At 39.6% G+C, this 15,450-nt stretch carries 16 protein-coding genes; 3 read left to right on the top strand and 13 right to left on the bottom strand.

Annotated features, from left to right (window positions below; translation table 11 throughout):
• The 4 genes from fliD to KSMBR1_RS15280 all read right to left on the bottom strand — a co-directional run bounded on the left by fliD (position 1) and on the right by KSMBR1_RS15280 (position 6,603).
• The gene (fliD, locus tag KSMBR1_RS15295; RefSeq protein ID WP_099326099.1) at positions 1–1,788 is read right to left on the bottom strand and encodes a flagellar filament capping protein FliD; all 1,788 of its coding nucleotides are present in this window, start codon (positions 1,786–1,788) and stop codon (positions 1–3) included.
• Positions 1,789–1,955: 167 nt separating this feature from the next.
• Positions 1,956–2,852: a flagellin gene (locus KSMBR1_RS15290; protein WP_099326098.1), complete on the bottom strand. Its 897-nt coding sequence runs from the start codon at positions 2,850–2,852 to the stop codon at positions 1,956–1,958.
• A gap of 323 nt (positions 2,853–3,175) precedes the next feature.
• Positions 3,176–4,831, bottom strand: coding sequence for an IS1634 family transposase (locus tag KSMBR1_RS15285; protein ID WP_420886561.1), 1,656 nt, complete (start codon positions 4,829–4,831; stop codon positions 3,176–3,178).
• Positions 4,832–5,178: 347 nt separating this feature from the next.
• The gene (locus KSMBR1_RS15280) at positions 5,179–6,603 is read right to left on the bottom strand and encodes a lipopolysaccharide kinase InaA family protein (protein ID WP_099326097.1); all 1,425 of its coding nucleotides are present in this window, start codon (positions 6,601–6,603) and stop codon (positions 5,179–5,181) included.
• A 191-nt stretch (positions 6,604–6,794) separates the two neighbouring features.
• Between KSMBR1_RS15280 and tnpA the strand changes: the two genes are divergently transcribed.
• The 3 genes from tnpA to hflX are packed head-to-tail and all read left to right on the top strand — an operon-like array spanning position 6,795 to position 9,371.
• Entirely contained in the window at positions 6,795–7,220 is a 426-nt protein-coding gene (gene tnpA / locus KSMBR1_RS15275) for an IS200/IS605 family transposase (protein ID WP_099326096.1), read from the top strand.
• A 24-nt stretch (positions 7,221–7,244) separates the two neighbouring features.
• The gene (locus KSMBR1_RS15270) at positions 7,245–8,066 is read left to right on the top strand and encodes an acetate--CoA ligase family protein (protein WP_230408006.1); all 822 of its coding nucleotides are present in this window, start codon (positions 7,245–7,247) and stop codon (positions 8,064–8,066) included.
• A 9-nt stretch (positions 8,067–8,075) separates the two neighbouring features.
• Positions 8,076–9,371 (top strand): GTPase HflX, encoded by a 1,296-nt coding sequence (hflX, locus tag KSMBR1_RS15265; protein WP_099326095.1) that lies wholly within the window; start codon positions 8,076–8,078, stop codon positions 9,369–9,371.
• 10 nt (positions 9,372–9,381) lie between these two features.
• On the opposite strand, the gene lgt is transcribed toward hflX, so the two are convergent.
• The 9 genes from lgt to KSMBR1_RS15220 form a co-directional block, all read right to left on the bottom strand.
• Positions 9,382–10,251 (bottom strand): prolipoprotein diacylglyceryl transferase, encoded by an 870-nt coding sequence (lgt, locus tag KSMBR1_RS15260; RefSeq protein WP_099326094.1) that lies wholly within the window; start codon positions 10,249–10,251, stop codon positions 9,382–9,384.
• On the bottom strand, positions 10,248–10,610 hold the full coding sequence (gene panD, locus KSMBR1_RS15255) for an aspartate 1-decarboxylase (RefSeq protein ID WP_099326093.1): 363 nt from the start codon (positions 10,608–10,610) through the stop codon (positions 10,248–10,250). The genes lgt and panD overlap by 4 nt, the downstream gene beginning before the upstream one ends.
• 131 nt (positions 10,611–10,741) lie before the next feature.
• Positions 10,742–11,104: a c-type cytochrome gene (locus KSMBR1_RS15250; protein ID WP_099326092.1), complete on the bottom strand. Its 363-nt coding sequence runs from the start codon at positions 11,102–11,104 to the stop codon at positions 10,742–10,744.
• A gap of 173 nt (positions 11,105–11,277) precedes the next feature.
• On the bottom strand, positions 11,278–13,053 hold the full coding sequence (locus KSMBR1_RS15245; protein WP_230405693.1) for a multiheme c-type cytochrome: 1,776 nt from the start codon (positions 13,051–13,053) through the stop codon (positions 11,278–11,280).
• A 48-nt stretch (positions 13,054–13,101) separates the two neighbouring features.
• A complete protein-coding gene (locus tag KSMBR1_RS15240) occupies positions 13,102–13,338 on the bottom strand; it encodes a DUF2249 domain-containing protein (protein WP_169703460.1) in 237 nt (78 codons plus the stop codon).
• Positions 13,339–13,363: 25 nt separating this feature from the next.
• Complete coding sequence (locus KSMBR1_RS15235; RefSeq protein ID WP_099326091.1) at positions 13,364–13,672, bottom strand: cupin domain-containing protein; 309 nt, start codon at positions 13,670–13,672, stop codon at positions 13,364–13,366.
• A gap of 10 nt (positions 13,673–13,682) precedes the next feature.
• Positions 13,683–13,988 (bottom strand): cupin domain-containing protein, encoded by a 306-nt coding sequence (locus tag KSMBR1_RS15230; protein ID WP_099326090.1) that lies wholly within the window; start codon positions 13,986–13,988, stop codon positions 13,683–13,685.
• Between the two features lie 93 nt (positions 13,989–14,081).
• On the bottom strand, positions 14,082–14,309 hold the full coding sequence (locus KSMBR1_RS15225; protein ID WP_099326089.1) for a DUF1858 domain-containing protein: 228 nt from the start codon (positions 14,307–14,309) through the stop codon (positions 14,082–14,084).
• Between the two features lie 3 nt (positions 14,310–14,312).
• Positions 14,313–15,341 (bottom strand): Gfo/Idh/MocA family protein, encoded by a 1,029-nt coding sequence (locus KSMBR1_RS15220; protein ID WP_099326088.1) that lies wholly within the window; start codon positions 15,339–15,341, stop codon positions 14,313–14,315.
• Between the last annotated feature and the right edge of the window lie 109 nt (positions 15,342–15,450).

The raw sequence follows: 15,450 nt of genomic DNA, 5'->3' as shown, positions 1-15,450 counted from the left end.
CTATGTTCCCATCATGTTTAAAGCCGAGTTTGTAAGCATTGTTATCTGAGAACCCTGAAGTACCAGATTGTTTAATAATTCCTGCATTTTAGACAACTGTTGGCGATATTGGTTCTCTTTTAACGACAGTCGTGTTTCCATACTTTTAATTCTATTGTTGATCCCTGTTATCTGGGTATTTATTGTGCTCTTTGTATTATCAATGAGGGAACCGGTCGTAGAAGACGTGCTCTCAACAAACGGTTTTAGTAAAGATTCTATCTTTTTTGCAACGCCATTTGTAGCGTTAAATAAATTCTCAACCGCTTTGGGATTCGATTTAATAGCACTATCAAATGCAGAGGTATCGGACAAACTCACCTTTAAATTACTGTCCACGGTAATGCCTATCTTACGGAGGTAATTGGGTTCTCCTTCAGTAAGACCTGTCACCTTCTCAACCACTATCTGTAACAATTGTCTCCTTATATTAATAAAGGTTGTATTACCCGCAAGAGGCCCCCTGGTGAACTTTTCCGTATCAACACCAGACTTGTCTTTTATATGACTTGTCAGTGCGTTAAATTTTTCAAGAAAGTCATTAATTTTTGTTTTAATCGCGCTGGTATCCTGATTCACAGTGATTGTTGTAAACGTATTCTCCGTATAAGCGGAAACATTCGCTTGTTTTAAAGTATAGTTAATGCCATTTATGGTAAAATCGTTAGAGCTTTTTGAGATTTCATCACCGGAGCTTGTGCTATTAATAGTAAACTTGGCATCGGCACCTCCGCTGGCGGTTTGTCCACTGAATTTAAACGTATTCATCAGGAATGTTCCCGATACGTCTGCCAGGGTAATAGTATCAGAACTCCCTGTGCTTTTGGAATTCATTACCACTCTATCCAGCGATGTATCATAATATGCCGTTACGTTGGCATCTGAATTATTAATCCTGTTTATAACGCTATTCAAAGTATCCGTACTTGCATCCCATGAAATTTCTATTCCGTTAATCTTAAAACTCCCGGAGCCTGATACTGCCGTATCAAAATTTGCCTCTGACAAAAGTACATCCGCCTGAATACCGGTTACTGCAGTAGCGCTATTATAATCACCCGCTGCATTTCTCATTTTTACCTGAGTAAAAAACCCGCTCCCACCCGGAGTTTCCGATTCAGTAAAAGTCAAAGAACCGCTTGTCGTATCCTCTAAATAAAATGTATCTTCAGTACTATCATAATACATATTTGCCGCAGCATTCGTATTGACATCATCCATAAACGCCTGCACCGAAGCATATGTTGCCAAATCAGATGAAGTCCACCCATTAATCGTTACCGCTCCCGTTGGAGCAGTTCCAAATCCCGCATCACCAAAACTCTTTGTCACATCAATCGTTCCTGAACCCGGCGCAACCTTTGAACTGCTAACCACCGCTGCTTTAGTAATCAACCCGCTGGAACTTTGTACGGACGATCCGGAGGCCAACTGTTTAACGCGTATTTGATACGTCCCTGTAGCGGCATTGCTACCTGTAGTAGCAGACACTTCTTTGCTTTCACTGGTACTTACGCTTCTGGAATTATAGACAGAACTGTTATCCGCGCTGGCTAGATCTTTTGTTGGGTCGAGCAGACCTGAAATTTTTGAATTCAGGTCTGTATACAGGTCTATTTTACTATATAGTTTCGTCCTTTGGCTTTGCAAATCATATAGGGGTCTTTTCTCTAACGACATATATTGCGCAATTAACGAATTGAGTCCAGAATTCGAGCTATACGCTGATGTAAGAGAGGATAGTGCCATTTTAAATTCCCCTGATTTAAGAAAAAAACGCCAAAAACCGGCAAGCTAATATATGATTCCTATATGAAAATAACAATACATTATGCCTAATAAAATTTAAAGACAATTTCACTATTAATAGAAAAGGGGACGGGCATTGCTGCCCATCCCCGATAATACACCCTTTATTATCCGAAAAGCTGTAAGATTGACTGAGGCCCTGCATTCGCCTGCGCCAACATAGCGCTTGCAGTCTGTTGTAATATCTGCAGCTTTGTTGACTGCAACTGCTCGTATGCCATGTCCGCATCCTCAATACGGCTCCTAGCCGCCTCGGTATTAGTCCTCGCTACCGTTAAACTGGTTTCCTGATAGGTCAGCCTGTTCACTACTGCACCAATGTAACTCAACCCTTCTGATACATCCGCAATGGCGGTATCTATATTGCTCATCAATGCCTGCGCGGACGCCGAAGAAGTAACCGCCCTGCCCGCCGTCGCAACACTTACCCGCAATCCATCAGACTTATAGTTTGTATTGCCGCCATCAAAGCTTACATTGTCTTTCGCTAACAAGTCAAACTTCAACACATCATTGGTGCTGCTTGCCCCTGCGCCAATCTGGAATTTAAACTGCACACTACTTGCCGCTCCCGTAGTAGAATTCCCCGTACCAAATATTGACTTGGAGTTCCATGTGGACTGGGTAACTTCGAGATCAATTTGTGTTGCCAATGCTTTGAGTTCCGACTGAATAGCGTTACGTTCTGCACTCCCTAACGAATCGTCTGCCGCCTGCGTCGCCTTTGTCTTCATCTGTGTTAAAATATCGAGGATGTTATTCAGATGGCCTTCCGCAACCGACATAAGATTCTTGGCAGAACCTATGTTCGCAAGTGCCTGTCCAAGCCCTTGTGAACGGGCATTGAATTTCTTGGCAATCGTAAAACCCGCGGCATCGTCGGCGGCATTATTAATTCTTTTGCCAGTCGCAAGCCTTAATTGCGAAACCGACAGTTGCGTGTTAATATCATTTAACGATCGCAACGCATTCAACGCATTAATGTTTGTATTAATTCTTGACATATCCCAACCTCCTTGTTTTTAAATGTTTTCCCTGTTTATTTAACGGATATAACCCTATCACAATTACATTTGTTAAAACACCTTTTAGACTGACTAGTCGTGTCCTTGTACGCTTTTTTACTTTATTTCCGCTTTATGTCTGTTTTTTTTATCGACACAAATTCTAAACAGTTTAATATTTTTTCTAAATAATTTTCTCACTTTTTTCATATTTATATTTTACTATGCCATTCAACGCTGTTTGATTAACCAACATTTTTGCCCGTTTTGCAACGGATGTTCACCCCAAGTCAAAAAACAAAAGTGCCGTAAAAGCCTTATATTTATTGACTTTTACGCCGAACAGCAAGCTTTTTTCTAGTGACTACCCGTATGTTCCGGCTTGGCAATACTTCTGGCAACTTTATCTGTAATGCCTCTAATAATTCATGTGATTGTTGCCGCGGACGCGGGATCTTCTGGCAACTAGCTTTTTGGCCTTTGATTGTTACTTCCATCGAACAAATGGTCGTCAATTGTGCGAGACCTTCCTCTACCGTCAAGTCAAAATTCTTCCACGCTCTGCGCAGCCTTCGAATTATCATGTACGCAAGCATTACCACAAACACATGTCCCCGTGTACTATCCTCCTTTCTTACATACACCGGACGAACCTCCAAATTCACCGTCTTACAGTCCCGAAACGCCTTCTCCACTTCCGTTAAATCCTTGTATCGTTCATGTACCAGATTGGTATCCGCCTCGTTCTCCTCAAGATCAGTCTTGATTGCGTAACAACCATCAAGGTATGATGCCTCCTTTAATGCTTCCTCAGCTCTCTCTATCTTTAGCGTCCTATCCTCTTCTTTTATCTGCACCCACCCATCAAGTTTCAATCTCGTTAGCCTTTCCCTTGTTGTTTCCAGGGCCTTCGATACTGACGACTTAGGATGTTCCTTCAGATAACTGTTCTTCTTCACGATGTATTTCTCTATACTCTGTAATTTTGATACACGGGTCTTTGACATCTCTTCCGCCCTTACCGGATTGCGCCTCAGAATATATCGAACCTCATCATCCTTTATCTCGCAGAGCTTTTCTTCGAACAATCCTAATTGCAGTATCCCTTTATTTATCAACGACTCTATCTGCGGCTTAGTTATCGCCGTTATGTAATGAAACCCTTCCGGTAAACTTTCGATTTGCACCGTCTTGATCATCCCACGATCTCCTACAATCGTTACATCTTTACATCCAAACCGCTCTAATACCTTCTTTACCTGAGATTCAAAGGTCTTCGGATCCTGGGTGTTGCCCCTAAATACTTCTGTTGATACCGGCTCCCCGGATTCATCACAAAGCATACCGATCACTATCTGTTTTTTCCTCTTTTTGCCGTCACGATTATACCCGTACTCACCAAAATGATTCGACTTCCCCTCTAAATAACTGCTCGTCACGTCATACAAAAACAACTTCGGCTTATTGCCTCCTCGTCTTAACTCAAACAGCTTTCGCTCTATCTTTGCCTGATTCTCTGACAACCATGACAAATTATCGTACAGATTGTTCTCGTCAAACCCACGCTTCATATCCAGGACGTCACCCGCAGCATGTATCTGCGCCAGCCTTACTGCAGACAGTCTTGACCCCCGGCCTATTACCCTTGCCATTACTTGCCAAAGCGCCAGCTTTCCTTCAAAGTCCTTTCCCAATGCCTCTTCTATCCCTAATTCCTTTGCCACTTGGTACACGCTCCACGCTGCTCCCACAGACAAACCCTCATGGAGTTTCACCGATTCTGACAATGCGCCCAATGCACAGAGATCGTCTTTATGTGCGAGTGCAAGTCTTATCGCTTCAATCTCCAGGGGAGTGCAATTCGACAGATTCGCAATGGTGCGTTTCTTGACCTTCCCATCCTCACGGTACGATTCCCGCAGAAGGGTAGATCGATAGATTTTTTTACCGGATTTTGACTTGTTCTCTACAATATGCATGTCCACCATTGTACAGATAACAACCATTATCAGTCAAGTATATTGTCGGATAATAACAATATATTAGTGACTACATATTTATTAAAAATACAGCCTTAACAAACTATGTATTAAGCACTTATGCGTTTTGGCAGGGGTGAACATCCGTTGCAAACAATGGTTGTCGTAAGTCTTTTTAATTAATGGATCACAAATTTACGGATTTCCCAGAAAAAGAGTATATCAACGGAGTTATCTATAAGTATGAACGATTGTAACTATTCAGCTTAAACGTGGGGATTCCCTGTATCTTGCAGCTTATTTTTTGGCAGGCGATGCAATGCCCTACACATTGCTTTCGTTAGCAATTACCCTTCAGATTTTTTTAACTGACCATGTATCATTAAAGCCTGATCAAAAACCTTCATATTGAACGATTTATTTTGCTGATATGATTGTCTGTTTAAAAAAAATGCGGAATAATCCTTTAAAAAACATTTCAGCCGGTGATGTTTATCCGTATGGAGAATGATATCGCGCGTATTCATATCTTGTCTGACGATGCCGAACGGAGATATTTCTTCTATAAACACCTTTATCGTTCGCATCAAAATTGCTAAATCATCGGTTGAAGAAAGATGCTGGTCTATTGGCGTCCAGTTATCTGGCAGTTGATAAATGAAAAATTCGTCTTTTGGCCATCCGGATGATATTCTCTTAAATATCCCTACCGGAACAGGAACGTTAATTCTCAGCGCAAACAAGGCATTCGCATGCTTCCACAAATCTACTGCGCCTCTAAATCGCTTTTGGTATGAAGGCATTTTTGTAAACCGTACTATCTGATATTGCTTGGCCTGCACTGTACCATTAACCATTTGGTCTGTCGTCGCTAATAGTATCCGTATCGTTTCCTGAGAATATGCTTTTCTATACCTGCCAAAGAATCCGGCATTTTTAAAAATGCCAAATTTTCTATTCTCATGAATACATTGCTGCACAAACTTTTTCGAATCCTTTTTTTGCAATGCGAATGTCAGGGATTCAATTCGTTTTGCCAGTTGTTTGCAATATACATAATCACCTTCGACGTATGTCATGAGAAAACGAAGACGCTCCGTATTGCAGAATATCCCTTTTGCTCTATTCAACTTTGCCAGATACAAAATACTTTGTTTTTCCAAAAGACTCCCGCGTTGTATTGATACCCTTTCAAAATCAATTAAAATAATCCTTGTGTCCCCATCACGCTTAAAAACTAAGAAATTATTTAACGAATAATCATCCTGTTTTATGCCGGAATCATGAATAAATCTTGATAGTTTGCCAAATTCTTTTAGAACAGACCTTCGTTCTGCAAAACAATTATTGTCTCTAAAATAATCGTTTAAGGTATGAGAATTTTCGATTTTTTTTATGATAAGGTATGATTTTTTAATGAAAAAACATTTTTGTTCGCCAAACGCAACGGGTACTTCCACAGGAACGCCCTTTGAAGCGGCAAGGTACGTCATATAAAACTCCCTAAATGCCTTGGTTCGTTTAAACAATTGCTTCAATTGCTGAAATAGTGAAGGATATTTATAAATCTTAAGAATAAAGCTATATGCTTCATCTGATTTAACAACTTCAAACCCGGCAAGTATTTTAAACCTATCTTCTCTATTAATTTTGATCGTGGTATGATTGTTTAACGTTTTGAGATGTTTGAGGTGTGATACAAGGAAAGTAAACTGCTCATGTACCAGCCATTGGTTGTTGCTTTCTGTATAGGATATATATTCTTTGAACATTGTCTTTCTTTCGTTATAATTACATTAATCTATTGTTTACACCGCTGGAATTCAAGATTTTTTATCTTTATTAATAATGTGGAAAACCACGCCCTGTGGGCGTGGTCAGAGTTTAAAGGCTTTGCCAGTAAAACGACTCATTGTTACAATCTAAGTTGAGTTGTCCCACAACATCAACAAAGGAGTAACAAATGAGTCGATTTCGCAAATTATCGCATACGATATGGCATTGTCAATATCATATTCTTTGGACACCAAAATATCGTCTAAGAATACTTACTGGTCAAGTAGCAGAAGAAGTAGGTAAGTGTATCAGAGCATTTTCTGAACAAAAAGGCTGTGAAGTTGTTGAGTTAAATGTACAAATTGACCATGTTCATCTGCTTGTCATGGTAGTACCCAAGATATCGATATCCGATTTTGTAGGTATAATCAAAGGCAGAACAGCTATTCGAGTTTTCAATAAGTTTCGACATTTGAAGCAAAAACCTTATTGGGGTAATCATTTCTGGTCGAGAGGTTACTGTGTCGATACCGTTGGTTTGGATACGGAAAAGATACGTAAATATGTGAAATATCAAGAGCAGAAAGAGCGCCAAGAAGAGTCACAACGGTAAATTTAAAATGGGGACAACTCAACCTTGCTTCCTTTGGAAGGAAGGCATTTTCATCCCCTTATAGGGGTTATCCCAAAGCCACCTGCTCCGCGGGTGGATTCTTTACAAACACAAAGGATGAATATATTTTTATCGCATACCGCCCGTAATGCTCAAAAGATAATACAAAACGCTTTGGAGCAAAACCGGCATGAACTCTTAGAGCCGGAAGCAAAACAACTACTTGGAACATACGGAATCGTTACTACCAGATTTTTAGTTGCCTCATCTGCCCATGAAGCAATCCAGGCTGCAAATTCCATAAAATACCCTGTCGTTCTCAAAATCATATCCCCTGACCTCAGCCACAAAACGGATGCAGGCGGAGTAATGTTAAACATACAAAATGATAAAGAAGTTGCGGCTGCATACGAAAAAATCTTTAAAAACATTAGTAAAACTGTACCGGATGCAAGGATATATGGAATCCTCGTGGAAGAAATGTCAACTCCCTCAACCGAAATTATTGTAGGCGGCCTGAGAGATCCGCAATTCGGACCAACAGTGATGTTCGGGATAGGAGGTATTTTTGTTGAGCTTTTTAAGGACGTTTCCTTTCGTATCGCTCCCGTAGAAGATTACGAAGCGCTTGACATGATTCGCGAAGTAAAAGGCGCCAGACTTTTAAGCGGATTTAGAAATGCAGCGCCACTGGATATTTCAGAAATATGCCATATCATTATTCGGGTATCAGATATCATGATTTCTAATGAGGAAATTAAAGAAATAGATCTTAACCCAATCCTTATTTACCCGAAAGGGACAAAAACCGTTGACGCAAGAATTGTCTTATCGAAAAGGGAGTAAACTGATTACGTGAAATTAAAAGATACCAGTTTTTCTGTCAGGGCGGAACGCGCTATCCTATTCAGAGCGCTTTCTTATCCCAATATTATTGACCTTGATGAAGAACCTTTGGAAGAGTTAAGCAGATTGGCAAAAACTGCAGGAGCAAACGTAATTTATACAGTAATCCAAAAAAGAGCGCACATAGACCCATTGTATTATATTGGAAAAGGAAAGGCGCAAGAGCTGCAAAAAATAGCGGTTGAAATGGACGCAGATGTACTCATTTGTGACGATAACCTTACCCCCGCACAGGTAAAAAATTTGGAAAAAATCATTGAAAAAAAGGTAATTGATCGTAGTGAGTTGATTTTAGACATATTCGCCACAAGGGCAAAGACCCACCAGGCAAAACTTCAGGTAGAATTAGCTCAGTTGGAATACACAAAACCAAGACTTAAACGGATGTGGACACATCTTTCACGAATTGAAGGAGGAATAGGCACAAGGGGGCCAGGAGAAAAACAACTTGAAGTAGATAATCGTATTGTTTCAAGAAAAATACATGATCTTAAAAAACGATTGGGTGAAATAGAAAAACGGCAACAGAGAGTAGTTGCTTCAAGAAAAGAATTTTCTACCGTATCCATCGTCGGTTACACTAATGCCGGAAAATCTACCCTAATGAACGCCCTAACCGATGTTGATGCCATGGTAGAAGATAAACTCTTTGCAACATTAGATACAAAAACAGGTATATGCAAACTTGAAAATTCCAAAAATATTCTTATCAGTGATACTGTTGGGTTTATACAAAAATTGCCGCACTATCTTGTTTCTTCATTCAAGGCAACGCTCGAAGAAACCCGAAACGCGGATATTTTATTGCATGTCGCGGATATCAGCTCCCCGCATATTCATAAACAAATAGAATCCGTAAATATAGTATTAAAAGAACTTGGATGTGAAAAAAAACCAACAATTATTGTATTGAATAAAATCGATGCACTGAAAGATGAATCTGTTATCCCTTTACTGAAAAATCGCTATAAGAATTGTATTGTCATTTCTGCAAAAACATGCCAGGGGATACCGGCGCTGAAACAAAAGATTGCCGAAATACTGGAAAAGAGACTTCTCAATATAGAAATCTCATGTAGTCAGGAAAATGGCAAATTAATAGCCACCCTTCATGAAAATGCCCACATTCTAAACCGCACATCAGACGACCGCCGATTAACATTCCATCTTCAGATAGAAGATAAGTTCCTTAGTAAATTACTGAAGTTGCATGATGATATTCAAATAAAGGAATTAGTCCCTTAGCAAAATATCTTTACAAGGAAGAAATATGCGAAATGTTTTTACTTGTTTTTATTCTGAACAAAACAAAAATAGTAGTTGAAACGGCAAATAGTATAATGCTTATTATCTGCGCAATGGTAAAGCAGTTAAAATATAATTGATTATCTCCCCGAAGTGCTTCCATACAAAATCTTATAATGGGATACACCATGCCAAAAAGGAGCACAATCTCTCCATTTCTTTTTCGAAATCTGAAAAAACTGTTGAGAATAAAAAATAATGCTATATTTGAAAAAAAAGCATACAATTGTACGGGATGAACCGGTAATGAATGCAGAGCGGAAAGGAGAACCAACCCATGTTGATAGTGATAAATAAATACCGGGCTGCCATCAACCATGCCTTGACTATCAACTGTCCTGGGAAAATAAACTGCCCACGGCAGATTAAGTGAAATCTTGCCAAAACAGCATCCATTCAAAAAACATCCAATACGTCCAAAGGCTAATCCCAGTGCAGTAGATGGCGCAATAATGTCTATCACCTTTAATACGGGCAACTTTCGTTTTCTAACAAAAACGAATAGCATAATAATTGCGGCAAACAATCCACCATAATACACCAGACCACCTTCATAAATTTTGAATATATTTAATAAATTATTTTTATAATCTTCATAAAATTGTATTACAAAAAACAACCTTGCCCCTGCTATTCCGGCAAAAATCAGATATATCCCCAAATCTGTGATGGCATTAGGGTCGATACCTTCTTTCTTCGCCCTCCAGCGCGCAACGGCTATGGAAACAAGAAATGCCACCATTAACATGAACCCATAGGAGTATATAGGTACGCTTTGGGAGAAAAAAGGGATAGGGATTTCGAATAAAATCCGTCTCATGTTGGCAGGTTTTTGATGAGTTTATTTTTTGCGTCAACCAAAATAATCTTTGGTTTCCATCCTATAGCGTCTTTGTTATTGATAAGGCAATATGCAATAATAATAACACGATCTCCAGGTTGCGCCCATCTTGCAGCTGCCCCGTTTAAGCAAATTATCCCGGAGTCTTGTTCTCCTTCAATGACATATGTTTCTACTCTTGTTCCATTATTTATATTCAAAACCTGCACCCGCTCATAATGCAGAATATCTACCGCAGTGAGAAGAGACTTATCGATGGTAATGCTTCCGTTATATTCCAGATTGGTTTCAGTTACCGTAGCGCCATGTATTTTGGATTTACACATCTCTCGCAGCATAATTTGCCTCAAAAAATGAAAAAGCCGTCATCGACAGCAAAATAAAGAAATGAAATACTCTCAAATAAGCAAGAATGATATCATAAAATCGGTGAAAAATCACTATTGTTTCAACTAAAATTCATGCAGTATTATCTTTGCCCGACGGGCGGATAGAAACTCCGAACACATATTTTTACCAAGTCCACAATCTCTTCATCTTTTAGCTTGCCTTTAAAGCCTGGCATTTTTCTTAATCCATTTCCTACATGAATAATCAATCTCGAATCCGAAGCATTATCCTGCCATTTCACATTGTTAAAATCAGGAATATTAAAGAATAATCTGCCAACAAGACTCCCTTTTCCATTCATCTTATGACATTTTTGGCATTCTCTTTCGAATACTTCCCAAATAGCTTCTCTTTCCAGTAAAATTGTCTGTTTTTTATAGCATCCCAAAAAACAGGAGGAAAAAAAAGCGATGAATAAAAAACAATATTGATAATTTTTCATTTATTACTCCTGTAATTATTATCGTATACATGCATAACCAAAAATCTGCTTAAAGTGGAGTCCCGATTCTATCTCTGTATTGTCAAAACAACAATAAAAAAACAGAAGGCATAACCTTTTATTAAGCATTATACCTTCTGTTTATTACAATACTTTATCAAAAGTCTAAAATACTATTCAACCAAACAATCAGCGCCCTCGTGTTTACATGCTGCCTTGTCCACGTCTCCCGGCTTTCTCTTCCAACCCAGGAGCAAGTCGGTATATTCACCGTGCTTCCAGAAATCGTATGCCTTATGCTTTATCCCCACTCTTTCTTCCAACGCCCTTATTCTTCTAAGTTTGCTTGCTTCCGCCTTTACCTGAATCAACCAGCGGTCCTGCAGAAAAGCGCCTTTACCATAAGTAGCGCCATACATTGCTCCGTGTGCCATTGCCTTGTAAACGGCATTGGTAATATACACCAGCATCTCAAATGCCGTCCGCTCTATATCGGATACATTATACATCCTGCCTTCACCACCAATGAGACTAAAGGTATAATGTCCTGCGTAGTCAGGCGCCAAATCTTTCGGCATCGGATCCAGCATCCCGTCATTATAAAGGTCAACCACTATTTTCATGGCTTCACGCCATTTTGTAAAACTGACTTTTATCGCTTCATCCATCGCCTCAAGTTGATCAGCCGCAAATCTTGGAGAATGGCACCCTTTGCATGTGTTTATCCAACTCTGTCTGGCCTCCTTATATTTTGGGGCGCCCCTGTCGACCAATGATGTGCCCATGTGACTATTAACTGTGGAGAATTTCTGTGCATTATGTTCGCCATCTCTCATATGACAATATGCACAAGTGGGCGTTTTGTAATTTTCAGGTTTCATGGGTTTTGTCCAGTCCCACGTATGCTGCTCCGACTCATAAATCATCCCATGATAGGATTCCCTGTACATTTCGTATTCATAATGGTCCAAACCTGTGTGGCAAATACCACAATTGTTTGGTTTTCTTGCTTCAGCTAAGGAAAAATCATGCCTGGTATGACATCCGTCACACCTGTTCTCCGCTATCCCATGACATGTAGCACAGGCAGTAACCTCGGCTGCAGGCTTTGCAATCTGCCACGGGGCTTCGATTGTACTCACATGAAAGGCATAGGTGTGCGAAGCCATTGCCCCACCACGATGCCCTTCTTTTTGCTCCGGATGACACTCCCCGCAGTGTTGCCATGAAGGCATGTATAATTGCTGGTGATTGTTGCCATGGCATTTATCACAGCCAACCACCTGTTCTACCGCAGCATGTTTACTCTTCTTCCATTGAGCTACAATACCGGGGGTCTGGATCGTATGGCACATAAGACATTCGCCGTGCGTGAATTCACCTCCAATTGCCTGGTTTGGTGTATAATAATGATCAGGATCGTACCATCTCATAAGAGGTAAAAAACTAAATAATTTCCCAAATTTGCCTTCGCCAGGCAATAATTCCTTTGGCGGCGTATATGTCGCTGTTAAACCTAAATGATACACATCTCCGGAGTTGTCTGGCCCGATTTTCTCTCCGGTAAGTTCGGAAATAATTTGTTGTATGGTTCTGGCATCTTTAGGATGAGTGTCAGCCATATCTTCTTTGACGACAGGGGCATGTTTTTCTTCCTGTTTTTCAGAAGCAGGTGGTTCTGCTTTTTCTTCTGGTTTTTCCTGCTTTACAATTTCTTTTTTCTCTTCTTTTGGAGTCACAGTCTTTTGTTCGGTTTTTGTATCTTTTATCTCTGCGGTAGCATCCCTTTTTTCTGATTTTTCAGATTTGGAAGAAATTTTTTCTTTCTTTTCTTTTTTTTCCTTTACGTTAATTTCCGCATCTGCGTGTACAGACCTGAAACCAAACCATGCGCCAACAAAAAGGACGAACAGGCACACCACCACTGCGACTTTTGAAAATTTATACATACTCTATGCCTCCTTTGTACATTAATTAATTTTCCTTGCTGAAAACCATTATTTTTTTACTATCTCAACCTTCCAGATATCCGGTCCTTGCTCGATATATTTCCATTCCATTTGACCGGGACGCTCCGCTTCTAATTGGTACTTTAAAGGTTTTGGGTCATGATCATTTATCAATACCATCATCTCTCCCGCTCTTAATCCATCAAACGTATTAAAAATTTTTGGATGTCGCTCTCTTGGTATAATATTTCTCACGTCCAGTATAATTCGGTCTTCAATATTCATCTATTCTCCTTCTCAAAAATATTTCTTACGGTTGCGGTATAACATACTGCAATATAGTCATTTGTTTACTTGCTTTTATTTCAAACTGTTCAACGCCTTCAAAAATTACTAACGAATCCGCCTTAAGGGTACTGGTATCAGACCCCTGCGTTAAAGAACCATTGCCCGAAACAACTAAGAGAATTACCTGCGAATTCGTTATTTTCGAAATAACTTCCTGGCCTTCTTCCATGCACAACAATTCCAGCAGGAGGTTGTTACTCTTAAATAATGTGTCCGATAAATAACTCTGCTGTGAAAATTTTACTTTTTCTTCTAAAACTATTTTACCCATGTTAATACCTCTACCCTCCTGCGCTTACTGCTAAAACGACCATTCTTTCAAGACACTTCATCCCCCGAGAAGAACCCTCAGGCGCAACAATAACCATTCCTTTTTCCATTGTGATTTTCTCATCATCCAAGGTAAAAATCCCTTTGCCCTCCTTCACATAAAATATACCTGCAGAATTCCCGCCGTGTGGAGGAATTACTTGCCCCGGCTCCATGCAAATGAGAGGCATTTTAACTTTCGGGGAGGCATACAGAATATTGGGAATAAAATGATCTTTGTGGAATGTTATTTTTTCTTGCAGGTCAATATGTTTCAATGTTTATCTATCGTCCTCTTAAATCTTTTTAAAAATTAAATTATATACTTATCAACTATTTTTCCGTTTATAGACGCACAGGCTATTTAACTATTATGTCTTATTTATTTCCTTATATGCGGCTTCATTTAGCTCCTGCACAAATTTATCAACATCCGTATTATGCATCATACATGCCAAATTTATATCCTCCGTACCAAAAGAGGGGCAATCAAAACAACCCTTTCCAAAATACTTTGCAAAAACTTCTTTAGTCGCAGGGTATTTCTTTGTCACTTCCCCTGTACTCATTTTTTTTGTAATAAGAACTTCTTTCTCCATAATTTAATCCTCCATACATTGTGCGCGTGAGTGCGCAAGATTTCTTTCTATCTCCTGCAAAATATCATTTGCAACCTCTATTGCCTTTAAACCTTCTTCTCCGGAAACTTCCGGTTCCTTGTTTTCCAAAACACACGTAACAAAAGACTCTAGTTCTTTTTTTAGTGGTTCGTAATCATCCATTTTAATATGTTCTACCTTTAGCAAATCTCCAAACACATGGCTTTTTAGGTCTGCAATGGTCGAAACATCCATCTCTGAAATATTAAGCGCACTGAGGGTTAGTTTGGGGGATTTTTTATATATTAACCCTTCTTTCTTCTGATAATCAATGGAAATATATGAGTCTTCGGAAAATAATCTCACTTTCCGCATAGGCTGAATAGACACCCTGCTGGCAGTGATGTTTGCCACGCAGCCATTCTGAAATTGAATGCGTGCATTTGCAATATCCTCTTTGTCGGCAATAACATTTACGCCAACAGCATCAATTTTTTTTACCTTTGAGCCTGTCATATTCAGTATTATATCTATGTCATGTATCATTAAATCTAGGACAACGCCTATATCGGCAGATCGAAACGTGAAGGGACTTAAACGGTGGCACTCTATAAATCTTGGATTGGAAGAGATTTTTTTTATTGCAACAATAACCGGATTAAACCTCTCAATATACCCCGCCTGAAGCACAAGTCCTTTCTTCTTGCTTAGACTTATTAATTCTTTCGCTTCAGATACAGTTCCTGTCATTGGTTTTTCAACGAGGACGTGAACACCATGAGTAAGGAAGTCTTTTGCAATTGCGTAATGCGATTTTGTGGGAACAGCAATACTTACGGCAGAAACCTTATCTATTACATCCTGATAATTTACATACCATTGTGTATTATAGCGCCGGGCTATTTCTTCTGCTTGTTTGTTCAGTGCATCAACCACTCCAACCAATTCGACGCCTGGTAATTCGGCAAATACCCTGGCATGCTCTTTCCCTAAATGGCCGACACCTATTACCGCAACCTTTAACTTATGCATACTTACCTTCTAATATTGCCAAAAACAAACCACCCTTCTTCTCCTTAACGTGGTTGAGAATACACCAGACTACGAAACAATTGCGGACGGCGACTTTTGGTTTTGTGGT

It is taken from the genome of Candidatus Kuenenia stuttgartiensis, from assembly GCF_900232105.1.
Taxonomy (GTDB): Bacteria; Planctomycetota; Brocadiia; order Brocadiales; family Brocadiaceae; genus Kuenenia; species Kuenenia stuttgartiensis_A.
Note: the sequence above shows the minus strand (reverse complement) of the source record. Positions and strands in the feature narration are given on the sequence as shown.

Excerpts from the sequence above, each read along its gene's own strand:
- fliD (WP_099326099.1), bottom strand. The coding sequence starts at position 1,788 with ATGGCACTATCCTCTCTTACATCAGCGTATAGCTCGAATTCTGGACTC.
- KSMBR1_RS15290 (WP_099326098.1), bottom strand. The coding sequence starts at position 2,852 with ATGTCAAGAATTAATACAAACATTAATGCGTTGAATGCGTTGCGATCG.
- KSMBR1_RS15285 (WP_420886561.1), bottom strand. The coding sequence starts at position 4,831 with ATGCATATTGTAGAGAACAAGTCAAAATCCGGTAAAAAAATCTATCGA.
- KSMBR1_RS15280 (WP_099326097.1), bottom strand. The coding sequence starts at position 6,603 with ATGTTCAAAGAATATATATCCTATACAGAAAGCAACAACCAATGGCTG.
- tnpA (WP_099326096.1), top strand. The coding sequence starts at position 6,795 with ATGAGTCGATTTCGCAAATTATCGCATACGATATGGCATTGTCAATAT.
- lgt (WP_099326094.1), bottom strand. The coding sequence starts at position 10,251 with ATGAGACGGATTTTATTCGAAATCCCTATCCCTTTTTTCTCCCAAAGC.
- panD (WP_099326093.1), bottom strand. The coding sequence starts at position 10,610 with ATGCTGCGAGAGATGTGTAAATCCAAAATACATGGCGCTACGGTAACT.
- KSMBR1_RS15250 (WP_099326092.1), bottom strand. The coding sequence starts at position 11,104 with ATGAAAAATTATCAATATTGTTTTTTATTCATCGCTTTTTTTTCCTCC.
- KSMBR1_RS15245 (WP_230405693.1), bottom strand. The coding sequence starts at position 13,053 with ATGTATAAATTTTCAAAAGTCGCAGTGGTGGTGTGCCTGTTCGTCCTT.
- KSMBR1_RS15240 (WP_169703460.1), bottom strand. The coding sequence starts at position 13,338 with ATGAATATTGAAGACCGAATTATACTGGACGTGAGAAATATTATACCA.
- KSMBR1_RS15235 (WP_099326091.1), bottom strand. The coding sequence starts at position 13,672 with ATGGGTAAAATAGTTTTAGAAGAAAAAGTAAAATTTTCACAGCAGAGT.
- KSMBR1_RS15225 (WP_099326089.1), bottom strand. The coding sequence starts at position 14,309 with ATGGAGAAAGAAGTTCTTATTACAAAAAAAATGAGTACAGGGGAAGTG.
- KSMBR1_RS15220 (WP_099326088.1), bottom strand. The coding sequence starts at position 15,341 with ATGCATAAGTTAAAGGTTGCGGTAATAGGTGTCGGCCATTTAGGGAAA.